This window comes from Streptomyces sp. NL15-2K (genome assembly GCF_030551255.1).
Taxonomy (GTDB): Bacteria; Actinomycetota; Actinomycetes; order Streptomycetales; family Streptomycetaceae; genus Streptomyces.
This window is the reverse complement of sequence record NZ_CP130630.1, coordinates 735,268-758,134: the sequence shown is the minus strand read 5'-3', so window position 1 is coordinate 758,134 and position 22,867 is coordinate 735,268. Positions and strand designations below refer to the sequence as shown.

General features: G+C 71.7%; 20 protein-coding genes and 1 riboswitch. Of the genes, 10 read left to right on the top strand and 10 right to left on the bottom strand.

Features of this window, described 5'->3' with window-relative positions:
- Nucleotides 1–7: 7 nt before the first annotated feature.
- Nucleotides 8–1,123, bottom strand: a complete 1,116-nt coding sequence (locus tag Q4V64_RS03075; protein WP_124437034.1) for an XdhC/CoxI family protein — start codon at nt 1,121–1,123, stop codon at nt 8–10.
- 368 nt (nt 1,124–1,491) lie between these two features.
- Between Q4V64_RS03075 and Q4V64_RS03070 the strand changes: the two genes are divergently transcribed.
- The 3 genes from Q4V64_RS03070 to Q4V64_RS03060 all read left to right on the top strand — a co-directional run bounded on the left by Q4V64_RS03070 (nt 1,492) and on the right by Q4V64_RS03060 (nt 5,442).
- Entirely contained in the window at nt 1,492–3,351 is a 1,860-nt protein-coding gene (locus Q4V64_RS03070) for a cellulase family glycosylhydrolase (RefSeq protein WP_124437033.1), read from the top strand.
- A gap of 61 nt (nt 3,352–3,412) precedes the next feature.
- Nucleotides 3,413–4,231, top strand: coding sequence for a MerR family transcriptional regulator (locus Q4V64_RS03065; RefSeq protein WP_124437032.1), 819 nt, complete (start codon nt 3,413–3,415; stop codon nt 4,229–4,231).
- A complete protein-coding gene (locus tag Q4V64_RS03060; protein ID WP_124437031.1) occupies nt 4,228–5,442 on the top strand; it encodes a glycosyltransferase in 1,215 nt (404 codons plus the stop codon). The genes Q4V64_RS03065 and Q4V64_RS03060 overlap by 4 nt, the downstream gene beginning before the upstream one ends.
- A gap of 27 nt (nt 5,443–5,469) precedes the next feature.
- Here the strand turns inward: Q4V64_RS03060 and Q4V64_RS03055 are convergent, their stop codons facing one another.
- Entirely contained in the window at nt 5,470–6,720 is a 1,251-nt protein-coding gene (locus Q4V64_RS03055) for a YncE family protein (protein WP_124437030.1), read from the bottom strand.
- Between the two features lie 193 nt (nt 6,721–6,913).
- On the opposite strand from Q4V64_RS03055, the gene Q4V64_RS03050 reads away from it, so the two are divergent.
- A complete protein-coding gene (locus Q4V64_RS03050; RefSeq protein WP_124437029.1) occupies nt 6,914–7,615 on the top strand; it encodes a TetR/AcrR family transcriptional regulator in 702 nt (233 codons plus the stop codon).
- A 27-nt stretch (nt 7,616–7,642) separates the two neighbouring features.
- Nucleotides 7,643–8,470, top strand: coding sequence for a class I SAM-dependent methyltransferase (locus Q4V64_RS03045; RefSeq protein WP_124437028.1), 828 nt, complete (start codon nt 7,643–7,645; stop codon nt 8,468–8,470).
- A 26-nt stretch (nt 8,471–8,496) separates the two neighbouring features.
- On the opposite strand, the gene Q4V64_RS03040 is transcribed toward Q4V64_RS03045, so the two are convergent.
- The 7 genes from Q4V64_RS03040 to Q4V64_RS03010 all read right to left on the bottom strand — a co-directional run bounded on the left by Q4V64_RS03040 (nt 8,497) and on the right by Q4V64_RS03010 (nt 16,257).
- Nucleotides 8,497–8,619 carry a hypothetical protein gene (locus Q4V64_RS03040; protein ID WP_303708886.1) on the bottom strand — a complete coding sequence of 41 codons (123 nt, stop codon included), beginning with the start codon at nt 8,617–8,619 and terminating at the stop codon, nt 8,497–8,499.
- Nucleotides 8,616–9,473 carry a bifunctional 5,10-methylenetetrahydrofolate dehydrogenase/5,10-methenyltetrahydrofolate cyclohydrolase gene (locus Q4V64_RS03035; protein WP_124437027.1) on the bottom strand — a complete coding sequence of 286 codons (858 nt, stop codon included), beginning with the start codon at nt 9,471–9,473 and terminating at the stop codon, nt 8,616–8,618. Before Q4V64_RS03035 ends, Q4V64_RS03040 begins: the two co-directional genes overlap by 4 nt.
- A 25-nt stretch (nt 9,474–9,498) precedes the next feature.
- Nucleotides 9,499–9,581, bottom strand: a riboswitch (ZMP/ZTP riboswitch).
- Nucleotides 9,582–9,607: 26 nt separating this feature from the next.
- Nucleotides 9,608–9,970: a nuclear transport factor 2 family protein gene (locus tag Q4V64_RS03030; protein WP_124437026.1), complete on the bottom strand. Its 363-nt coding sequence runs from the start codon at nt 9,968–9,970 to the stop codon at nt 9,608–9,610.
- Nucleotides 9,971–10,083: 113 nt separating this feature from the next.
- A complete protein-coding gene (locus Q4V64_RS03025; RefSeq protein WP_124437025.1) occupies nt 10,084–11,286 on the bottom strand; it encodes a type III PLP-dependent enzyme in 1,203 nt (400 codons plus the stop codon).
- Nucleotides 11,283–13,055, bottom strand: coding sequence for an IucA/IucC family protein (locus tag Q4V64_RS03020; protein WP_124437024.1), 1,773 nt, complete (start codon nt 13,053–13,055; stop codon nt 11,283–11,285). The genes Q4V64_RS03025 and Q4V64_RS03020 overlap by 4 nt, the downstream gene beginning before the upstream one ends.
- A 338-nt stretch (nt 13,056–13,393) precedes the next feature.
- Nucleotides 13,394–15,088 (bottom strand): IucA/IucC family protein, encoded by a 1,695-nt coding sequence (locus Q4V64_RS03015; protein WP_124437023.1) that lies wholly within the window; start codon nt 15,086–15,088, stop codon nt 13,394–13,396.
- Nucleotides 15,085–16,257, bottom strand: a complete 1,173-nt coding sequence (locus Q4V64_RS03010; RefSeq protein WP_124437022.1) for an ATP-grasp domain-containing protein — start codon at nt 16,255–16,257, stop codon at nt 15,085–15,087. The genes Q4V64_RS03015 and Q4V64_RS03010 overlap by 4 nt, the downstream gene beginning before the upstream one ends.
- Before the next feature lie 118 nt (nt 16,258–16,375).
- Here Q4V64_RS03010 and Q4V64_RS03005 point away from each other — a divergent pair, with 118 nt between their 5' ends.
- Entirely contained in the window at nt 16,376–17,221 is an 846-nt protein-coding gene (locus Q4V64_RS03005; RefSeq protein ID WP_124437021.1) for a (2Fe-2S)-binding protein, read from the top strand.
- A gap of 175 nt (nt 17,222–17,396) precedes the next feature.
- Here the strand turns inward: Q4V64_RS03005 and Q4V64_RS03000 are convergent, their stop codons facing one another.
- A complete protein-coding gene (locus Q4V64_RS03000; protein ID WP_124437019.1) occupies nt 17,397–19,148 on the bottom strand; it encodes an ABC transporter ATP-binding protein in 1,752 nt (583 codons plus the stop codon).
- Between the two features lie 139 nt (nt 19,149–19,287).
- On the opposite strand from Q4V64_RS03000, the gene Q4V64_RS02995 reads away from it, so the two are divergent.
- The 4 genes from Q4V64_RS02995 to Q4V64_RS02980 all read left to right on the top strand — a co-directional run bounded on the left by Q4V64_RS02995 (nt 19,288) and on the right by Q4V64_RS02980 (nt 22,828).
- The gene (locus Q4V64_RS02995; RefSeq protein WP_124437018.1) at nt 19,288–20,025 is read left to right on the top strand and encodes a class I SAM-dependent methyltransferase; all 738 of its coding nucleotides are present in this window, start codon (nt 19,288–19,290) and stop codon (nt 20,023–20,025) included.
- Between the two features lie 82 nt (nt 20,026–20,107).
- On the top strand, nt 20,108–21,196 hold the full coding sequence (locus Q4V64_RS02990; RefSeq protein WP_124437017.1) for an S-(hydroxymethyl)mycothiol dehydrogenase: 1,089 nt from the start codon (nt 20,108–20,110) through the stop codon (nt 21,194–21,196).
- Complete coding sequence (locus Q4V64_RS02985) at nt 21,196–21,825, top strand: MBL fold metallo-hydrolase (RefSeq protein ID WP_124437016.1); 630 nt, start codon at nt 21,196–21,198, stop codon at nt 21,823–21,825. The genes Q4V64_RS02990 and Q4V64_RS02985 overlap by 1 nt, the downstream gene beginning before the upstream one ends.
- A gap of 88 nt (nt 21,826–21,913) precedes the next feature.
- Nucleotides 21,914–22,828, top strand: coding sequence for an SDR family oxidoreductase (locus Q4V64_RS02980; RefSeq protein WP_124437015.1), 915 nt, complete (start codon nt 21,914–21,916; stop codon nt 22,826–22,828).
- Nucleotides 22,829–22,867: the final 39 nt, after the last annotated feature.

Sequence of the window (22,867 nt, the reverse complement as noted above, 5' to 3'; positions counted from 1 at the left end):
GGACGGCTCAGGCGTGCCGCAAGGGTGCGGCCGGGTGGATCGCGCCCGCCGTCGCCGTCAGTGGTGCGCCGCTGCCGCCCCAGCGCAGCGCGACGATCTCCGCGGCGACGGACACGGCGACCTCCTCGGGCGTACGGGCGCCGAGGTCGAGCCCCACCGGGGAGCGCAGCCGGGACAGCTCGCCCTCGGTGAGCCCGGACTCGGCCAGCCGCCTCATCCGCTCGTGGTGCGTACGGCGGCTGCCCATCGCCCCGATGTACGCGGCGGGCCGGCGCAGCGCCTCCTCCAGCAGCGGTACGTCGAACTTCGGGTCGTGGGTGAGCACGCAGACGACCGTGCGCTCGTCGGTCTCGGTGGACCTCAGGTAGCGGTGCGGCCAGTCCACGACCACCTCGACGCCCTCGGGGAAGCGCTGCGGCGTGGCGAAGACCGGGCGGGCGTCGCAGACCGTGACCCGGTAGCCGAGGAAGTCGCCGATGCGGGCGACAGCGGCCGCGTAGTCGATCGCGCCGAAGACCAGCATGCGCGGCGGCGGTGCGAAGGAGTGCAGGAAGACGGCGACGGAGTCCTCGCGCCGCTCGCCGTGCGGGCCGTAGTGGCGCAGGCCGGTGGCCCCGAGAGCGAGCTCGCCGCGCGCGTCGGCGGTGACGGCGACGTCCAGTCTGGACGTGCCGAGCGTGCCGGCGACCCGGTCGGGCCACACGGCGAGCGTTGCTCCGCGCGGCGCGGCCCCGTCGGTCACCGTGGCCACGGTCACCGGACTGCCCGCGGCGACCGAGTCGGCGACCGCGCCGAAGGACGGGTCCGACTCCCGCGTGACGGGCCGCACCAGCACGGTGATCTCGCCGCCACAGGTGAGGCCGACCGCGAAAGCATCCTCGTCGCTGTACCCGAAGACCTGAAGGCACGCCTCTCCGCTCGCGGTCACCTCCTGGGCGAGTTCGAAGACCGCTCCCTCCACACAGCCACCGGACACGCTGCCCACGACCTCGTCGCCCGGTCCCACCGCCATGGCCGCGCCAGGGTCGCGCGGGGCGCTGCGGCTGACCGCGACGACCGTGGCGAGCCCGAAGGGTTCCCGGTGGGCGTACCAGCGGCCGAGCACCGGAAGAATGTCACGCACGATCGGCTCCTCTCGGGTCCGCCGGCCGATGCCGGCATCGCATCCGGGCCACGAACGGCTCCGGACCGCCACACTCCCAGCATGAATCCGTTGCCGCCTCGCTCGCCCGTCTTCCTACGGCGAGGGCTCCTGCGTACTGGAGGGTGTGATTCCGGCCGATCGGGTACACGCACTGGAGCAGCGCAGGGCGCTGAGCCGAGGCGTCCGCGCACGGATCACGACCTGCTGGACCGGAAGGAATACCTGCTGAACGTGACGCGCCGTGTCGGTGGCTGAGCCCTCCGTGGTGGCCGAGAGTGACCTTACGTGAAGTTACTCCGGAGTCAGCAGTGTTGACGGTGTCGTGAAATCACCGGACTGTGATGGACATGCCGAATATACGCGCGCGTCTGCTCGTTGTTCTGGTTGTCCTCTCCGGATTCCTGACGGCCGGGGGCGTCAGACCCGCCACCGCCGAAGCCCTTCCCGACTCCCTCTGGTTCGACGACACCCCCGTCACCGTGCAGGACGGCGGATTCACCGACGGTCAGGGCCGCGAGGTCGTGCTGCGCGGCTACAACGTCTCCGGCGAGACCAAGCTGGCCGAGAACAACGGCCTGCCCTTCGCCTCGGGCGCCGACGCCAAGAAATCGGCGACCGCGCTCAGAGCCCTCGGCGGCGGCAACTCGGTCCGCTTCCTGCTCTCCTGGGCGTACGCCGAGCCCGTGCGCGGCCAGGTGGACACGGACTACCTGGCCGCCGCCACCGACCAGATGCGCGCCTTCCTCGACGCCGGCATCCGCGTCTACCCCGACTTCCACCAGGACCTCTACTCCCGGCACCTGTTCGACCCGGACAGCTGGTACACGGGTGACGGCGCCCCCAAGTGGGCCGTGGACGCCGGGAACTACCCGGACGAGAACTGCGGGATCTGCCTGTTCTGGGGCCAGAACATCACCCAGAACGAGGCGGTGAAGCGGGCGTCGTACGACTTCTGGCACAACGCGTACGGCCTCCAGGACGCGTTCCTGACCACCGCGCAGAAGACGATGGCCTACGTCAAACAGCACGTCAGCGCCGCCCAGTTCGCGGGCGTCGTCGGCTTCGACCCGTACAACGAGCCGCACGCCGGCGTGTACGACTCCGGCCAGACCAGCCGCGCCTGGGAGAAGGACGTGCTGTGGCCCTTCTATGAGAGGTTCCGCTCCCGCATGGACGCGGCCGGCTGGCAGGACAAGCCCGCCTTCGTGGAGCCGAACCTGTTCTGGAACGCCAACATCGGCTTCCAGAAGCAGGAGGGCGGACTGCTGGACGCCGGCGCCCTCGGACCGGACTACGTGTTCAACACCCACTTCTACGACCAGAAGGCCATCTCCGGCATCTTCATGCCGGGCAAGGCCGCGGACGGCCAGTACTCGGCCGACTTCGGGACGGTCCGCGACCGCGCCGAGGCCACCGGCACCGCCGGCATCATCAGCGAGTTCGGCCACCCCCTGGCAGGCACCGTCTCCGACAAGGCCCCGACGGTCCTCAAGGGGATGTACCAGGCGCTCGACTCCCGTCTGCCGGGATCCCGTTGGTGGTCGAATCCCGTCGGGTCCGGATCGGTGCTGTCCGGCACGCAGTGGCAGTGGGACATCTACAACGGACGCCACCACGAGCTGATGAACGGCAACCCCGACAAGGTGCTCACCTCCGGCGACGCCTGGAACGACGAGGACCTGTCGGCCGTACGCCTCGACGACTCGGGGAAGCCGACGCTGCGTCAGGACGGCCGGCTCCTCGACCGCCTCTACCCGAGCGCCACGGCCGGCACGACCGTCGGCTTCACCTACGAGGACCGTTCCCGGGACGGCTCCACGACCCTGACCTGGAACCCCGTACCGAGCTCGCTCCCGAACGTCGCCCGGCTGGTGGGCTCGGGGCAGTACGGGCTCCTGCTGTGGCGCTCCGACGGCACCTCGGCGCCCACCGAACTGCACCTCCCGGCGTCCTTCCCGACCTCGACGACCACGGTCGTCTCCGACCTGGGCACGTCCTACGGCCCGCCGGCGTACACCCGGACCACCCCGATCGCGGCAGCCCGCGAGCCGGGCGGCACGGGCAGCCGCCGCCTCCTGCTCACCGCGCCGGACCAGGATGTCCTGCACTACGCGCTGGTCACCAACGGGGCGACGGCACCCTCGGCGGACCTGCTGAACGCGGCCCGGTCCGAGCTGTCGGCGTGGGCGGCACAGCGCGTCAAATGAACCCGCTTGACCCTCTCCTTACGTCAGGGTTGAGGCTGGACCCTGACGAAAGGGCAGGTGAATGAGCTACTCCGTGAGGCAGGTCGCGTCCTTCGCCGGAATCACGGTGCGCACGCTGCACCACTACGACAGGACGGGCCTGCTCACGCCGGGCGCCCGCAGCCGGGCGGGTTACCGGCTCTACGACGACGCCGATCTGGCCCGGCTCCAGCAGATCCTCTTCTACCGCGAACTCGGCTTCTCCCTCGACGAGATCGCCGCCATCCTCGAGGACCCGCAGGCGAACGCCCTGGAGCAGTTGCGGGCCCGGCAACGGCAGCTGGCCGACGAGATCGCCCGGCTCCAGCGGCTCGCCGAGGTCGCCGAGCGGGCCATCGAGGTCCAGCAGACGGGGGTGTCCCTGACACCCCAGGAGCGCTTCGAGGTCTTCGGCGAGATCAGCTTCGACCTCAGCTACGCCACCGAGGCGCAGATGAAGTGGGCCGGCTCGGAGGGGCAGCGTGAGTCTATGGCGCGCGCGGCGGCCCACAGCAAGGAGGACTGGCGGCAGCTCATGGGCGAGGCCGCCGCATGGCGCGAGCGGCTGCTCACCGCCTTCGACGTGGGGGAGCCGAGTGACGGTGAGCGGGCGATGGACCTCGCCGAGGAGCACCGGCAGCACATCACCCGCTGGTTCACCACGTGCCCGCCCGACATGCACCGGCGCCTCGCGGACGACTTCATCGCCGACCCGCGCGCCTTCGCCCTCGTCGTCCCACCCGCACGGCAACGGCCCGGTCTCGCGGCCTACTTGGGCAAGGCAGTCCACGCCAACGCCTCCCGCCGCGAGGCATCGCTCGTCGACTCCGCAGACTTCGCCGACTCCCAGGAGGAGAGATGAGGATCCTGATCGCCGCGGCCGGATCGCGTGGCGACATCGCGCCGTACACGGGACTCGGCGCCGAGCTGCGCCTGGCCGGGTACGAAGTCGCCCTCGCCGCGGCGGACACCTTCGAGCCGCTGGTGAGGGAGGCCGGGCTGGAGTTCCGCGGTCTCCCCGCCCGCGCGGAGACCGGGGGAGGGGGCACGGCTGACAAGCGGGAACTCATGCGCACCGCGGCCGTGTTCGTCACCGAACTCGGACAGGGTTTCGCGGACGCGGTGGCCCAGGGCGCCGACCTGCTCCTGCTGTCGACCACCACGGCTCCGCTCGGCTGGCACCTGGCCGAGGCCACCGGCATCCCGGCCGTCGGCGCCTACCTCCAACCCACCGCACCGACCGGCGACTTCCCGCCCGTCGTCACGGGGACTCGCTCGCTGGGCCGCCTCGGCAACCGTACGGCAGGACGTCTCGCCCTGCGCATGGCCGACCGCCTCTACACCCGGGCGGTCACCGAACTGCGCCGGAGCCTGGAGCTGCCTCCCCTCGCCCCGCACGCGATGCGCCGACGACAGGAACGGGCTCACTGGCCGGTCCTGCACGGCATGAGTACGGCACTTGTGCCGCGCCCCTCCGACTGGCGGCCGGGCCTCGAAGTGGTGGGCACCTGGTGGCCGTACGTCGACACGGACCGGCGGCTGCCCGCGGAGGTGGAGGACTTCCTCGCGGCCGGTCCCAGGCCGGTGTTCATCGGGTTCGGCAGCATGGCGGCCGGCCATGGAGAGCGGCTGAGCGACATCGCCGTACGGGCACTCCGGCGCGCCGGGCTGCGCGGCATCCTCCAGACGGGCAGCGCCGGGCTCGTGGCCGACGGCGACGACGTCCTGACGATCGGGGACGTACCGCATGCCCTGCTGTTTCCGCGGGTCGCCGCCGTGGTGCATCACGCGGGGGCGGGCACCGCGGCGGCCGGGCTGCGTGCCGGGGTGCCCGCGGTGCCCGTGCCCGTGACGGCGGACCAGCCGTTCTGGGCGGGGCGGCTGGCCGCGCTCGGTGCCGCCACCGCGCCGATCCCCTTCAAGACCCTCACCGCCGAAGGGCTCGCCGACGCACTCGGGAAGGCCGTGCGGCAACAGGCCTACGCGCGCGCCGCCTCGGTCGCCGCACAGCACATGGCGACCGAGGACGGAGCGGGTCGCACGGTCAAGGCCGTCGAGCGGCTGACGGGCTGAACCGACGAGGGTTTGACGGACTCAGCGTCAGGAAGCCGGCCCCGACCAGCCCGCGGTCACGTGACCGAGCCGTACGCGCTGCGGATGGTCGCCCACCGGTACCGACACCGTCTTGCGGCCGGTGGCGAAGTCGATCGCCGTGACCTGGTCGGTGCCGCTCTCGGAGACGACACAGCTCTTGCCGTCGCCGCTGACGGTGGCCCAGTAGGGCTTGGAGGCGGTGACCAGCGGGCCCTGCTGGAGGGTGGCGCGGTCGACGACGGTCGCGTAGTCGTCCATCGTGCCCGCCACGCACAGCTTGGAGCCGTCCGGGCTCATCGAAATGCCGTGGTGACGCGAGTCGTTGACGAACGTGGTGCGGTCGTCGCTGGTCGCCGGGTTCTTCGGCAGGGTCTTCGTTCGGGTGATCTTGTCGGTGGCGATGTCGTACTCGAAGAAGCCGTTGAAGAACGAGACCTGGAAGTACAGCTTGGACTCGTCGGGTGAGAAGACCGCGGGCCGGACCGCGTCGGAGTAGTCCTTGAGACCGATCGCGTCCAGCCGCTCCCGCATGTCGATGACCTTGACCTGCTGGTACGTGGTCGCGTCGACGACGGTGATGCGCCGGTTGCCCTTCGTCCAGTCCAACCAGGGGGCGTCGGTCGCGGTGTTCACATCACCGATGGCCATGTTCCAGATGTACTTGCCGTCCTTGGTGAAGATGTTCTCGTGCGGCTTGTCGCCCGTGGCGAACGAGCCGAGCTGCTTGCCGGTGACGATGTCCAGCACGTGCACGGTGTTCCCGGTCGACGCCGACACCGCGACCCGCTTGCCGTCGGGGGAGACCGCCATGTGGTCGGCACGATAACCCGACACGGGGAAACGCCAGTTGATGCTCCCGGTGGTGAGGTCGATCGAGACGACGTCGGCGAAGCTCGGCCGCGAGACGACCACCGACTTGCCGTCGGGCGTGGAGTACATGTCGTCGACGAACTGGTCGTGACCCTCGCCGACGCTGTTGCGGATGGTCATGAAGGCGATCCACCGGATCGGATCGGCGTTGATCTCCGCCATCCGCTGGTCCTTGTCGGGGATCACATTGATACGGCCGATCTTCGCGAAGTCCCCGGTGGACTTGATGACATCGGCGGTGCCGTCCCAGTTGTTGCCCACGAACATCACCTCGCGCAGGGCGGCCGAGGAGTCCTGGGCGGCGGTGGCGGCGGTCGCGGGGACGGAGACGGTCAGCACGAGGGCGGCGGCTACCGAGCACAGGTGCCTGGGACGGAAAGCAGGCATGACTGCTCTCTCCTCTGCGGGTGGGGTCATGAGTAGGACATGCCAAAACAGGGGGAGAATCTGAACACGGCTGGATTCAGAGTCAACTTACTGCAAAGTAAGGAAGGGTCGCCCTTCTGCACAAGACTGCGTACACGACAAAATTGGCCGCGGGGCGGATCATGGGACGGTGGAGCGGGAGTTGGGAGAATCGGTGACGGGCAGACTCAAGGCGCCGACCGGCCGGTACGGCGGAAAGTCGGCCGAGGAACGGCAGGCCGAGCGGCGACGCCGGTTCCTGGACGCGGCGCTCCAGCTGTTCGGGGACAGCCCGGGCTACCGCGCCACCACCGTCGCCGCGCTCAGCGAGGCCGCGGGCCTGTCGACCCGTCAGTTCTACGAGGAGTTCCGCACCCTCGAGGACGTGCTGGCCGCCCTGCACCTTCAGGTCAACGCCTGGGCGGAGGAGGCGGTCCTGGCCGCCGTGGCCGGTGCCGAGCACCTGCCCCTCGCCGAACGCGTCGCCGCGCTCTTCCGCGCGTACGCCGCGAACGTCTCCGGCGATCCGCGCCGCGTGCGCATCACCTTCGTCGAGATCATCGGCGTCAGCCCACGCCTCGAGGAGCAGCGGCTTGCCCGCCGCTCCCGCTGGGTGGAGCTCGTGCGCGCCGAGGCGGAGGCGGCCGTGGAGCGCGGGGAGGCGGTGCCGCGCGACTACCGGCTCGCCGCGGCGGCGTTCATCGGCAGCGTCAACGGTCTGCTGCACGACTGGAACGCCGGGTGGGTGGACGCGACGCTGGACGAGGTCGTCGACGAACTGGTCCGGCAGCTGCTGGGAATTCTGCGGCCGGCAGGCTGGGAGCCGGGCGTCTCCCGGGGCGGGGGTGGTCTGCGGAGCCCCGGGGCTCCGGCTTGAACGCCGGACAGGCCCTAGTGTGCTGCCATGCGCGATGACACGCCTGACGAAACGCGCCGTGTTCACCTGAGCCGGACCTTTGACGAGGACGCGGAGCTGTACGACCGGGCCAGGCCCGGGTACCCGACTGAGCTGTTCGACGACCTCACCGAGGTGGCCGGCACCGGCCCCGGCTGTCGTGTCCTTGAGGTAGGGGCGGGGACCGGCAAGGCGACCTTGCCGCTCGCCGAGCGCGGTTGCCGGATCATCGCCGTCGAGCTGGGCACGGACATGGCCGCCGTGGCCCGGCGCAACCTGGCCGGGTTCGAAGCGGTGGAGATCGTGACGGCGGACTTCGAGACCTGGACACTGCCCGAGGAGCCGTTCGACGCGGTCGTCTCGGCGACGGCGTTCCACTGGATCGATCCGGCGGTGAGGATGGCGAAAGCCGCCGACGCGCTGCGGCCCGGTGGCGCCCTCTCCGTGGTCGCCACGCAGCACGTGGCGGGCGGCAGCGAAGAGTTCTTCGTCGAGGTCCAGGACTGCTACGAGCGTTTCGATCCGGCCACCCCTCCGGGGCTGCGACCTCCCGCGGCACAGGACGTCGACACCTCGGATCACGCGGACGAGGTCGCACGCAGCGGCCGGTTCGGCCCTGTCGTCTTCCGGCGTTACGAGTGGGACCTGACGTACACCACGGCGGAGTACCTGGAGGTGCTGCGGACCTACTCCGGCCACCGGGCGCTGCCGCCGGAGGCCAGGGATGGACTGCTGGAGTGCATCGCCGGGCTGATCGACAGGCGGTACGGAGGCCGGGTCACCAAGCGGTATCTCACGGAACTGCGGGTATCACGAACGGTCCCGGCTCTTCGGTAGGCGCGGCTCCAGCCGTCGGAGGGTCCCTAGGCCGGACACACCATCAGCACCACCTCGGCCACCGCGGCGCCGCCCAGCAGGCAGCAGGCCGGCGACGCCCCGCCCGAGTCCCCACCGGCGCACGGCCCCGCCCGGCGGATGCTGATCACACCCCGAGCGCCCCGAGCTGCCGGGCGGCGGCGTCCGTGGTCTGCTCCAGCAGCGTGGCGATGGTCATCGGGCCCACGCCGCCCGGCACCGGCGTGATCAGCGAGGCCTGTTCCACGGCGGAGTCGAAGTCGACGTCACCGACGTTGCCGGGGTTGTACCCGGCATCGATCACGACGGCGCCGGGCTTGATGTCCTGGCCCCGGATCAGCCGCGGCCGCCCCACGGAGGCGACCACGATGTCCGCCTCGCGGACGGCCGCGGACAGGTCCCGGGTGCGGGAGTGGCAGTAGGTCACCGTCGCGTCGCGGGCGAGCAGCAGCATGCCGACCGGCTTGCCCAGGATCGCGCTGCGGCCCACGACCACGGCCCGCCGGCCGGCCGGGTCGATGTCGTACTCGTCGAGCAGCCGGAGGATCCCGCCGGGTGTGCTGGACACGAAGCCCGGCAGTCCGAAGCTCATGGTGGCGAAGGAGGCGAGGGTGACGCCGTCGACGTCCTTCTCGGGAGCGATCGCCTCGAACGCGGCCCGCTCGTCGATGTGCGTGCCCATCGGGTGCTGGAGCAGGATGCCGTGCACGGCGGGGTCGTCCGACAGGGAGCGGAGGGTGCCGACGAGTTCCTCGGTGGTCGTGGCGGCGGGCAGCGCCACATGGCGGGACTCGATGCCCGCCTTGCGGCAGCGGTTCCGCTTCATCCGGACGTAGGTGACGGACGCGGGGTCCTCACCGACCAGCACGGTCGCCAGGCAGGGCGCCTGCCCCGTGCGCTCGGTGAGGTCGGCCGCCCGCTCGGCGGTCTCCTCCACCATCCGCCGGGCGAGCGCGGTGCCGTCCATGAGCCGGGCCTGAGACATGATCCACTCCTGGGCAGGTTCGAACGGAAATCGCCCAGGCGCACGGCATCCACGGTGCGGGCCGCTCCCCGGTGGTGCTCCACCTCAGCGCCAGTCACGGCCCGGGTCCAGCCTAACGCGTCCCTCCTGCCCTCCTATTCGTCCCAGGCCTGGATGAGGGTCTGGTCGACGATCTTGCCGTTGCGCAGCGACACCATCGACTCGGCGAGGACACGCACCCCGTCCGGGTACTCGCAGGACTCGCTGAAGGCGGCCTGGTCGCCCTGGACGACACACCGCTCCAGCTTGTGCGTCATTTCGCGGTTGTAGACGTCGTTCAGCATCTCGGCGATCTCGTCACGGCCGTGCAGGACCTTGGGGTGGCTCGGCTGGGTGTTGCGGTCCACGACGCGTAGTTCGGCGTCGTCGGCGTAGAGCGACAGCAGAGTCTCTGCCTGTCCTTCGATGCCCTGGCGCAGTGTTTCGGTGTCGAAGCCGGGGCGTGCCGCAGTGCCCATGGTGACCTCCTTCGAGGGCCGCGGCCCGGCGAGGAGCGGGCCGCGAGGGGGGCTCTCCCTTTGAGGCTCCTCCGCCCCGGCGGGCTCGGCAAGCGCAGCCTGCGGGTGCCCGGTCAGGAGGACGCCCCGTTCAGGAAGTGGAAGCCCGGCCTGGGGTGCATCAGGAAGTCGTGGTGGGAGATGTTCCACGCGTAGGCACCCGCCAGCGCGAACACCACCCGGTCACCGGCCCTGAGCCCGGGCGCGGGCACCCGCCGGGCCAGGACGTCCTTCGGCGTGCACAGCTGCCCCGCGAGCGTGACCCGGCTCCCCTCGGCGCCGGGCCTCGGCCAGGGGTGCGGCCATGCGTCCACCGGCAGCACCGCGCAGGGCTGGTCGTGCCCCTTCGTCGCCGGCGTCCGCAGGTGATGGGTGCCGCCCCGTACGACCGCGAACTCCTCGCCGTGGTTGTGCTTCACATCGAGCACCTCGGTGGCGTACCAGCCGCAGTACGCCGTCAGCGCCCGGCCCGGCTCGATGCGCAGGGTGAGCCGCGGATGCGCCTCGGTCAGCCGGGCGAGCCCGCTGCCGTACGCGGTCCAGTCGAATCTGCGGCCGGGGCGGGCGTAGTCGACGGTCATGCCGCCGCCCACGTTCACCTCGACGAGCGGCACGCCGAGGCTCGTCGCCCACGCGACGACGGTTTCTGCCACCGCCAGCTGCTGGGCCGCCTCCAGCCCACTGGCCAAGTGGGCGTGAACGCCGCGCAGTTCGAGGTGGGGATACGTGCCGTCGGTGAGCGCGCGGACGGCCTCGACAGCGTGGTCGGGGTCCATGCCGAAGGGCGTGGGCCGACCGCCCATCGCCAGCGAGCTGCCCGCCAACGACCCATCGGCGACCGGCAGATTGACCCGGGGTAGTACCGCCACCCGCCGCGCGGGTGCGACACGCCGCACCAACTCGGCCAGCACGCGCAGCTCGTGCCCGCTCTCGACGTGGAAGCGGTCGACTCCTCTCTCCAGCGCCGCCGCCAGCTCGGCCGGCGTCTTGCCGGGGCCGCCGAAGGCGAGCGGCCGGCCCGGTACCGCGTCGGCGACATGGGCGAGTTCGCCGCCCGAGGAGACCTCGTAGCCGTCGACGTACGGTTCGAGCGCGGCGAGGATCTCCGGCTCCGGGTTGGCCTTGGCTGCGTAATACAGCTCCACCCGCTCCGGGAGGGCGTCCCGCACGGTGGCGGCGTGCGTGCGCAGTGCCGCCAAATCGTAGACATACGCGGGCAGTTCAGTCGCGGGCAGGGACCGGACGTGGTCGCGGACCGCGGGGGTCGGGTCGGTCATCGGGCACCTCCGGCCGGGGCGCGCAGGATGTCTTCGGCGAGCGGTGACGGCAGCTGGACGTATCCGGCCTCGCGGTCGGCCTTGCGCTCCCAACGGGTGAGCAGGTTGGCCTTCGCGGGCAGCGGCACCCCGGCGAGCAGGGCGGCCAGGCGCGGCGGGCAGCCGCAGCGGCCGGTGTACGCCCGGAGCGTGGTCCGCACCCGTGCCCACAGCGCGGCCTCCGCCCCCGGGTACAGGTCGGCGAGGCCGGCGAGCAGCTCGGCGACGTGGTTGACCAGCAGGCAGTAGACGACCCGGTCCCAGCCGCGCTGGGCGTCGTACGTCAACGGGCCCGCGACCTCGGGCGGCAGCGCGGCGAGGTTCTCCGCGTGGTGCTCGGGCAGCAGCTTGGTGCCCTCCAGGTCGCGGAAGAGGACCTGCGCGGGCCTGCCCTCGCCGTCCACGCAGATCAGCACGTTCTGCAGATGCGGCTCCAGGACCAGGCCGTGGTCGAAGTAGGCGGCCAGGACGGGCGGGACGAGCAGATCGAGGTACGCCGACCACCAGTCGAGGGCCTCCCGCTCGTCCGCGCCGTCGAGGAGTCGGGAGAGGTGGGCCGGGCCGTTCGGGTACTCGTCCGCGACCGCGGCGGCGAGCAGGGGAGTGGTGCCCGGGGCGAGCCGGCGCGGCAGGCCTTCGCGGACGATGACGCCGAAGCCCTCGAACAGCGCGCGGTCCGGCGCCCCGTCCGGGCCTGGCAGGGCGAGCGTGCGGTAGGCGGGCTCACGCAACACGGCGCTGCCGGGGAAGCGCTCGGCCAGGTCGGCGAGCGCCGGGGCCAGGACGCGGGTGAGGGCTACCGCGCCGGACAGCTCGTAACTGCTGTTCTTGCGCATGCAGTTGGTGATCCGCACGTTCAGGCTGAACTTCAGGAACGTCTCACCGTCGTACAGCGTGCGCACGGACGCGGTGGCGGCGAACGGCCGTCCGCCCGGGCCGAGGTCGAGGACATCGCCGCTCGCGAGCGCCGCGCGCAGCGCCGGATGCGCGCGGAGCGTCTCGTACTGCCACGGGTGGGCCGGCAGCAGCCGGTAGCCGTCGGGGAGGTCCGGGCGCTGCCGGTCCAGTGCTGCGGTGGCGAAGGCCTCCGCGGACTCCTCGGCGATCAGCGGGGCGCGGACGGCGAGGTGCCGCAGCGGGAAGACGGCCCCGGCCTCCGGCGCGTACGCGGACCAGGCGCGCGGGGCGCCGGTGCGGGCCTTGGGCGTGGGATGGAAGCGGTGCCCGAACAGCAGCGACTGCTCCGAGGCGAGGTAGGCCGACAGCCGGTCGTCCGGGGCGCGCTCGGCCCGCCCGGCGGACAGCGCGGTGGCGATCGCCTCGTGGCTGGAGGCGATCTGCTCCAGGAACTCCTCGTTGCGCACGCCGGTGCGCAGCCGCAGCTCGTCGTGCGTGTACTCGGCGAGGCGCCGCCAGTCCACCTCGGCCCAGCCGCCGTCGCACTGCTCGCTCACCGGGCCGGTGAACCGGTGCGCGCCCAGCAGCGAAGTGCGGCGCAGGGCCACGCGCAGCAGCACCCCGCGGCGGGGCAGCCGCAGCAGCAGCCGGCCGTCGCTGACGACTGACTGGTGCTCGGGCCCCGACACCTCGCGCAGCAGACAGTTCAGGAGCGTGTGGGCCACCACCTCGTCGGGGGTGGGCAGGTCGGCGGAGGCGGTGGTGCTCCCCGGCGGGCGAAGCGAGATGGGCGTCCCCTCGGACGAAGTCAGGGGGAGGGTCAGCAAGGGCATCAACGGCTCCAGCGGATGCGGAACTTCAGCGGGGGAAAGTGATCGCGAGGACGGCGGCAGCGGCACCGCCGGTCAGCACGGGGGTGGCCGGGCCCCGGCGGGCGCCGCGACCGCGCCGGCCTTGGAAAAGAACTCCAGCGAGCGGAACAGTCCGTCCGGCGCCCGGCCCCGGGCGCAGTCGGCGGCCGGAACACCGGGCCGAGGGTGGCCCCCGCGCCGAGCAGCAGCCGTACGGCGATCAGCGTGGGCAGGGCCGCCCAGCGCTGGGAGCTCGCCGACGTCCAGCCCTACGTACCGGATCCCTGCCCAGCGGGCCTGTCGTCGCCCAACTCCGGCACTCATGACGAACCCCCGGCGGACAGCAGGTAGTTGGGGCCGGTGGTGTAGTGCTTGTTGATGTCGGCCGCGCCCGACCGCTCCTTGGACAGCAGCGTGCCGGCCGTGACCATCGCCTTCACCGGCAGCCGCGGCACGTCCAGGACCCGGGCGCGCAATTCCGCCCTCGCGTCCGAGCCGAGCCGGTCCACCGCCTCCGTCAGCCGGTCGCGTACGAGGCTCAGCACTGCGGGGCGGTGCCGAGCCAGCCCGAACGCGTAGGCGCCCGCGCACAGATGGACTGTGATCGTGGCGAACAGGTCGGCGACCGGCCCGTCGTCCCGGCCGAAGATCCGCGTGTCGTCGAAGCCCCACGGACCGGGCACTACGGTGTCCAGCCGGTCGAGGTTGATGCGCGGCCCGTCGTTGTCCTTGAACAGCAGCCGCACCCCGCCCGGCCGCAGCACGAGCGAGATGTTCTGCTGGTGCGACTCCAGCGCGATGCCGTACCCGAACAGCGTGGTCTGCCAGTCGAACAGCAGCGTGAGACAGGCGTCGAGCAGGGCGAGCGGGTCGCCGCCGTAGAAGCGGTCCGCGAGGTGGTCGACGACCTGCCGTCCGTCCGGGGCCTCGGCGAGGAGTGCCCCCATGGGTACGACCACCGCGTCGTCGAGCCCGGCCGGGTAACGGCGGCACAGGACGGCGAGCAGTTCGTGTCCGGCGTGCGCGTACGTCGTCTCGTCGGCGTGCAGGATCGAGTCCCGGAAGCGGGGCTCCCGGGCGAAGACCGCCTCCAGCAGCCGCTGTGCGGCCGCGCCGTCGACGAGGGTGCCGGGCTTGACGGTCCGTTTGTTGCGCAGGCCCAATGTCGAGGTGGCCAGCGGGAGTTTGAGGTGCACGGTCGGGTCCGAGTCCGTGGCCACGGTCCGCATCGACAGCGTCGGTACGACGTCGAGGTACGCCCGGTCGGAGAGGACCGCGCCGTCCGGAAGCCCGGCCGTCCGCAGGGCGGCGACGGTCAACGGATGGACGGGCAGGGCCACATGGGTGTCCCGCACCTCGGGTAGCTGGAGCGTCGCCGCCGTGGGCCAGAACTCCGGAAGCGCGCCGGTCAGGACGACCGTGTCCCGCGGCACGGCGAGCCAGCGCAGGGCGAATCGTGGATGGAACTCGGGCGCGTACGCCCGGAGTTGCTTCTCACTGAGCCCCGAGCGGCCCCGTGCGGTTGGATAGACGGGGTGGTCGAGCCGGGCGGCGAGCGTGTCGTAGGCGAGTCCACCGGCCGGACCGGTCCAGCGCGCCGCGTCGTTCCCGTGGCGTGCGGTCAGTCGCTCCGCCACCTCCGCCCGCGTCGCCGCGTGCAGCCGCATCGTCGCCAGCGTCTGGCGGCACTCCTCGGCGAACGCGTCGAAGCCGCCCCGGTCCTCCGGCTCGGCGAGCGCACGCAGCGCGCCGAGCACACTCTCGTACGACGTCAGCGCGGCGCCGTCCGCCTCGCGCACGAGGAGGGGCAGCCGGGCGGCGTACGCGCACTGGTAGCCGTCCTCGGCGACCGGCAGCAGCAAGGCGTCGCCCTCCGGTGTCGCCCGCCGCAGCCAGTCGCCGTCGGGCCGGTGCACCAGCGTGCTCCTGCTGCTCAGCCCGACGACGTCCTCGCGCAGGAGGGCGCTCAGTACACGGGTGAGCAGCTGGGACGCGGAGGTGTCCGGCGTGGTCACGGCTGGATCTCCCAGCGCTGGGCGGCCATGAACTCGGCCGTCACCCGGTCCACCGTCGCCTGTTCCGTGCCGGTGGCGCGCAGCACCCCCAGGTAGTCCCGATTCGTGTGGTACTGCTCGTGCCACTCGCCCACCTGACGCAGCGGACGGTACGTCAGGTGAACGTCAGCGACGGTGAGTTCGGTCGCGTCGGGGGAGTCGGCAAGGGTTCCGGCACGGTCTGCGCACGGGTACTCCAAGCGCGCGGCTCCGGCGCGGCGAGCGCCCAGGTCGGCGGGGAGCGGCTCGCCCAGGTGGGTGCGCAGGATGTGCTCGAAGAGCGGGATGTCCAGCAAGCGGGCCAGCAGCAGGTCACACTGGTCGCCGATGGCACGGTAGTTGACCTCGATGATCCGCGCCCGGCCGTCCCGGACCACGAACTCGGTGTGGCAGGCGCCGAACCCGGCGCCCAGCGCGTCCAGTTGCCCCAGGACCTGCGCGGTGATCGGCTCCGGGTGGGCGGGCACGAAGGTGAGGCGCTCCTCGATGAAGTACGGCGGCGGCGACAGCTCGGTGTGAAAGCCGCCCAGGAGGTGTCGGAGACGCCCGTCGCCGAGGGTCTCCAGGGTGTACAGCTCGCCGGGGAGGTACTCCTCCACGACCAGGACGGAACCCGGGCGCCGGACCAGGATCCCCTTGGCCTGTGTCATCAGTTCTTCCGCGTTCCGAACGAGGACCACGTCCTCGCCGGCCACGCCCTCGCGCGGCTTGAGCACGCAGGGGTACGGGGCGTCGAGCGCGACCGGCTCCGCGAGCTCGGCCGACCAGACGGTGTCCAGGCCGGCGGCGGCGAGGTGGCGGCGCATCTCGGCCTTGTCCTTGCAGCGGAAGGTGGCCCGCCAGTCCTTGCCGGGGAGCCCGAAGTAGGCGGCGGCCAGGGCGGCCTGGGTCTGGAGGTGGTCGCTGTTGGTGAAGACGGCGTCGGGCCGGTGGTGGCCGGAGACACGGGTGATCACGGCCCGGAAGTCACGGACGTCGCACTCCAGGATCTCGACGTCCGGGTATCTGGTGCGGTGTGCGTCGGGCTGGTCGGTGAGGACGGTGACGTCCAGGCCCAGCCGGGCGGCGGCGGGCAGGAAACCCTCGGTGACGGAGTCGGTCGGGTTGAGGGCGAGCAGGTACAGGCGCATGGCTGAAGAGCAACTTCCGCTAGTGGCCTTCGCGACGGAGACCTTGCCGCATGATCGCGCGAGGTAAGGTAAGCCTTGCCTACTTCGATTCTCGCACGCAACTCTGCCTGGAGCGCCCATGTCCGTGGCCCTGAAGACACCGCCGGCCGGTGCCGTCGCACATGCCCTCGGTGACGTCTACCGACAGCTGGCCGACGTGTGCGAAGCGCTCACCGTGCGGGTCGCGGAACCGGGCGGCGAGGACCGTCAAGCGGGCGTCTCCGCAGCTGAGCTGATGGCAGATCAGGAAGTACTGGACTCCTTCGTCGAGGCGGAGACGGCCCGCATCCACGACCGCTACGGAACCGTCCCGCGCCCCGACGTCGCCGCCTCCCGCGCCCTGCACGACTACGCCTGGTCCGTCGGCCTGCTGATGGGCGGCGCCTGGTATCTCGACCGGCGGGTCCCCCGGATCAGGCCCGAGGATGTCCGCCTGGACCTCGCCACGGGCACGTACACGATCACCCCCGGCACGGACCTCGCCTGCCTGGCCGACGACCCCCTGGCCGCGCTGCCAGGAGTAGTGACATTCCCTCAGGAAGAGCAACTTCGCGCCGCGTTGCGCATGGCCGTCGCCGAGCACATGCGTCCGCTCCTGTCTGCGCTCGGCCCCACGGTACGGCGCGGGGCGCGCACCCTGTGGGGCATGGTCTGCGACGACCTCGTCTCCGGGATCTGGTACCTCGGCCGGATGCTCGACCAGGAGGCCGACGCGGTGCGGGCCGCCACCGACCTCCTGCCGACCGCCGTGCCCCCCTACCCGGCCGGAGCCGACTTCCGGTACCTGCTGGGCGACTCCGGCCGACGGCACGCCACCCGCACACGCGCCGGCTGCTGCCTCTTCTACAAGATCCGGCCGGAAGACGCATGCGTCACCTGCCCCCGCACGGGCGACGCGGAGCGACTGCGCAGGCTCGAGGGCTGAGCGGTCAGTCCTAGTGCCGCGACAGGCAACGTTTGCCCTTCAAGGAGCGGCGTCCGGTGCGTGCTCTCGGCGTGCCGGCCGCAAGCCCTCGTACTGGATGTACTTGGGCTTTCGGCCGGTGCGGCGAGAGTGCGTGCCGGGCGTCGCGACGGGGCGAACGTTGCCTGTCGCGGCACTAGGTCGTCGCCAGGAACTGCGTCGCCGCCAGCTCCGCGTACAGCGGGTCGGCGCTCACCAGCTCCCGATGGGTGCCCACCGCGCGCACCCGGCCCGCGTCCATCACCACGATCCGGTCGGCCATCGTCACCGTGGACAGCCGGTGCGCGACGACCAGGACCGTGGTCGTACGGGCCACGTCGGCGACCGTGTCACGCAGCGCCGCCTCGTTCACCGCGTCCAGCTGCGAGGTCGCCTCGTCCAGAAGCAGCAGCCGAGGGCGGCGCACCAGGGCCCGGGCGATGGCCACCCGCTGGCGCTCGCCGCCCGACAGCCTGGTGCCGCGATGTCCGACCAGCGTGTCGAGGCCACTGGGCAGCCGGGCGACCAGACCGTCCAGACGGGTCGTCTTCACCACCAGGGCGACAGTGTCATCGTCCGCATCCGGATTGCCCAGCAGCAGATTGTCCCGCAGCGAACCCGAAAGGACCGGCGCGTCCTGCTCCACATAGCCGATGGCCGAACGCAGTTGGGGCAGATCCCAGTCCGCCAGGTCCCGGCCGTCGAGCGACACGCTGCCGGACTCGGGGTCGTAGAAACGCTCGATGAGCGAGAAGACGGTGGTCTTGCCCGCGCCGGACGGGCCCACGAACGCCGTCATGCCCCGCGCGGGCACGGCGAACGTCACCCCGTGATGGACGTACGGCAGATCGTCGGCGTAGCGGAAGCGGACGTCGTCGAAGGCGACGGCCGCGGGCTCCGCCCCGGGCGACGGCAACGGCGCGGGGGAGGCCGCCGGTTCGGACGGCAGCCGCAGTGCCTCCTGGATCCGGGCGAGGGCCGCGGCGCCCGTCTGGTACTGGGTGATCGCGCCGACGACCTGCTGGATCGGCGACATCAGATAGAAGACGTACAGCAGGAACGCCACCAGCGTGCCCACGTCGATCGCCCCGGTCGCGACCCGTGCCCCGCCCACCGCGAGCACCGTGATGAACGCGATCTGCATCGCGAGCCCCGCCGTATTGCCCGCCGCCGCCGACCACTTGGCCGCGCGCACGCTCTGCCGCCACGACTCCTCGGCGGCCTCGTGCAGCGTGCGCTCCTCCCGGTGCTCCGCGCCGGACGCCTTGACCGTGCGCAGCGCGCCGAGGATCCGCTCCAGCGAGGCGCCCATCACACCGACCGCGTCCTGCGCCTGCCGGCTGGCCCGGTTGATGTGCGGCACGATCACACCGAGGACCGTGCCCGCGCCCAGGATCACCGCCAGTGTGACCCCGAGCAGCACCGGATCCACCAGGCCCATCATGACCACCGTCGCGACCAGCGTGAGCCCGCCGGTACCGAGGCCCACCAGTGAGTCGGTGGTGACCTCGCGCAGCAGGGTCGTGTCCGAGGTGATGCGGGCCATCAGATCGCCCGGCTCGCTGCGGTCCACGGCCGCTATGCGCAGCCGCAGCAGATACGACGACAGGGAGCGCCGCGCGCCGAGCACCACCGACTCGGCGGTGCGCCGCAGCACGTACGAACCCAGCGCTCCCAGCGCCGTGTTGGCGACCACCAGCCCCGACATGACGATCAACGCGCCGGTGATGGTGCGGTCGTGCGACAGGTCGTCGATCAACTCCCGTGCCACCAGCGGCAGCAGCAGCCCGGTGCCACCCGTGACCAGCGAGAGCAGGGCGCCCGCCAGCAGGGCCCACCGGTGCGGTCGTACGTATCCGACGAGCAGCCGCCAGGTGGGCGGCTTCTGCTCCGTCTCGGTGGTCGTCACGGGGCTCCTCGGGAGTCGGGCGGAGCCCTCAGGCTACGTCGGCCGCTCCCCGAGGGGTGCCGGGGTTTCGGGTGTGGAGCCGACGGCCGACGGCGAAACCGGGTGGCCCCCAGTGGGATGCTCCCCCTACCTTCGCCCCATGGCTGACGAGTGCTTCGGGGTGCCACGGCTCGCCGCGGTCTACGACCCGCTCGACCCCGACCGCCGCGATCTCGACGCGTACCTCCGCATCGCGAAGGAGCTCGGGGCCCGCAGTGTGCTGGACATCGGCTGCGGGACGGGTGTCTTCGCGCTCCTGCTGGCCGACCGCGGGATCGAGGTCGTCGGCGTCGATCCGGCCGAGGCGTCCCTCGAGGTGGCCCGGGACAAGCCGGGCGGCGAGCGGGTGCGCTGGATCCACGGTGACGCGACAGCGCTCCCGCCGCTGCGGGCGGACCTTGCGACGATGACGGGGAACGTCGCCCAGGCCATCGTCGACCCACTGGTCTGGCGGGAGACGCTGCGGTGCGCCCGCGCGGCACTGCGGCCGGGCGGGCACCTGGTCTTCGAGACCCGGGATCCGGCCCGGCGCGCCTGGCAGGAGTGGAACCGGGAGGCTTCGTACGGCGTGACGGAGGTCCCCGGCGTCGGCGCGGTCGAGAACTGGGTCGAGGTGATCGACGTGAGCGGGCCTTTGGTGACGTTCCGCTCGACCTATGTGTTCGCCACGGACGGGGAGGTGCTGACGTCGGACTCGACCTTGCGTTTCCGCGAGCGGCACGAGATCGAGACGGAGCTGGTCGCGCAGGGGTTTGTGATCGAGGACGTGCGCGACGCCCCCGACCGGCCGGGCCGCGAGTTCGTCTTCCTCGCACGACGTCGGGAAGTCGGCCGATGAGGCGGTTGGGGAGGTGGTTACCGATCAGTCACACGTAGGGTCGGAGCAGGGATGACAAAAGCCGAGGGAAGGGGCCGCCACCATGGCGCAGGAAGTACGCGGCGTGATCGCACCGGGCAAGGACGAGCCGGTGCGGATGGAGACGATCCTGGTGCCCGACCCGGGTCCCGGTGAAGCCGTGGTGCAGGTGCAGGCGTGCGGGGTCTGCCACACCGATCTGCACTACAAACAGGGCGGGATCAGTGACGACTTCCCGTTCCTGCTGGGGCACGAGGCCGCGGGTGTGGTGGAGTCGGTCGGCGACGGCGTCACCGATGTCGCGCCGGGCGACTTCGTCATCCTCAACTGGCGTGCGGTGTGCGGGCAGTGCCGGGCGTGTCTGCGCGGACGCCCCTGGTACTGCTTCGACACCCACAACGCCGAACAGAAGATGACCCTCGCCTCGACCGGCCAGGAACTCTCCCCGGCGCTGGGGATCGGCGCGTTCGCGGAGAAGACGCTGGTGGCGGCGGGGCAGTGCACCAAGGTCGACCCGGCGGTCTCCGCGCAGGTGGCGGGGCTGCTGGGCTGCGGCGTCATGGCCGGCATCGGCGCCGCGATCAACACCGGCAACGTCGGCCGGGGCGACACGGTCGCGGTCATCGGCTGCGGGGGCGTGGGCGATGCGGCGATCGCCGGGGCGAACCTGGCGGGCGCGGCGAAGATCATCGCGGTGGACATCGACGACCGGAAGCTCGAAACCGCGCGCGGCATGGGCGCCACCCACACGGTCAACTCGCGCACGAACGATCCGGTGGAGGCGATCCGCGAGCTCACCGGCGGTTTCGGTGCGGACGTGGTGATCGAGGCGGTGGGCCGCCCGGAGACGTACAAGCAGGCCTTCTACGCCCGCGACCTGGCCGGCACCGTGGTCCTGGTCGGTGTGCCGACCCCGGAGATGAAGCTGGAACTGCCGCTGCTGGACGTCTTCGGCCGCGGCGGGGCGCTGAAGTCGTCCTGGTACGGCGACTGCCTGCCGTCCCGGGACTTCCCCATGCTGATCGACCTGCATCTGCAAGGACGCCTGGACCTGGAGGCCTTCGTCACCGAGACGATCGAACTCACCGACGTGGAGAAGGCCTTCGAGCGGATGCACCACGGCGACGTCCTGCGCTCGGTGGTGGTGCTGTGATGACCCCCCGCATCGAACGCCTCGTCACCTCCGGCCAGTTCACCCTCGACGGCGGCACCTGGGACGTCGACAACAACGTGTGGATCGTCGGCGACGACCACGAGGCCGTCGTCATCGACGCCGCCCACGACGCCGACGCCATCGCAGAGGCCGTCGGCGACCGCAGGCTGACGGCCATCGTGTGCACCCACGCCCACAACGACCACATCGACGCCGCGCCCGCCCTCGCGGAGCGCACCGGAGCCACCATCTGGCTCCACCGCGACGACCTGCCGCTGTGGAAGCAGACCCACCCCGACCGGGAGCCCGACGCCTGGCTGGTCGACGGGCAGGTCATCGAGGCCGCCGGCGCCGACCTGAAGGTCCTGCACACCCCCGGGCACGCGCCCGGCGCGGTCTGCCTCTACGACCAGGGCCTGGGCACCGTCTTCACGGGGGACACCCTCTTCCAGGGCGGCCCCGGCGCCACCGGCCGCTCCTACTCCCACTTCCCGACGATCATCGACTCGATCCGCGACCGTCTGCTCGCCCTTCCGGCCGAGACGAACGTCCTCACCGGTCACGGCGACCCGACGACCATCGGCGCGGAGGCACCGCACCTCCAGGAGTGGATCGCCCGCGGTCACTGATCGAGGGGCGCGACACACAAAAGGCGACAGAGGTTGTCCGGCTTTCCCGTCATGCTCGAAACGACATCGGGCAAACGGGAGGTCGGACATGTCACAGCCGCTGGAAGACAAGGTCGCACTGGTCGCCGGGGCCAGCCGGGGAGCCGGACGCGGCATCGCCGTGGAACTCGGAGCGGCCGGCGCCACCGTCTACGTCACCGGACGCACGACACGGACCCGCCGCTCCGAGTACGACCGCCCCGAGACCATCGAGGACACCGCCGACCTCGTCACCGAGGCCGGCGGCCACGGCATCGCCGTACCCACCGACCACCTCGACCCGGAGCAGGTCCGCATCCTCGTGGACCGCATCGCTGACGAACAGGGCCGCCTCGACGTCCTCGTCAACGACATCTGGGGCGGCGAGAAGCTCTTCGCCTGGGACACGCCCGTGTGGGAGCACGACCTCGACAAGGGCCTCAGGCTGCTGCGGCTCGCCGTCGAGACGCACGCGATCACCAGCCACCACGCCCTGCCGCTGCTCCTGCGCCGCCCCGGCGGCCTGGTGGTCGAGATGACCGACGGCACCGCCGAGTACAACCGCGACACCTACCGCGTCAACTTCTTCTACGACCTCGCCAAGGCGTCCGTCCTGCGCATGGCCTTCGCCCTCGGCCACGAACTCGGACCCCGGGGCGCCACCGCCGTCGCGCTGACCCCGGGCTGGCTGCGCTCGGAGATGATGCTCGACAATTACGGGGTCCGCGAGGACAACTGGCGCGACGCCCTCGACCGCGTCCCGCACTTCGCCATCTCCGAGACGCCCCGCTACGCCGGCCGCGCCGTGGCTGCCCTCGCCGCCGACCCCGACGTGGCGCGCTGGAACGGCGAGTCCCTCTCCAGCGGAGGCCTCGCCCAGGTCTACCGCTTCACCGACCTCGACGGCAGCCGCCCCGACGCCTGGCGCTACCTCGTCGAGGTCCAGGACGCGGGCAAACCCGCGGACACGACCGGCTACCGCTGAACATGCCGGAACGCGGACAGGGCCGCCTCGCAGCGGTTC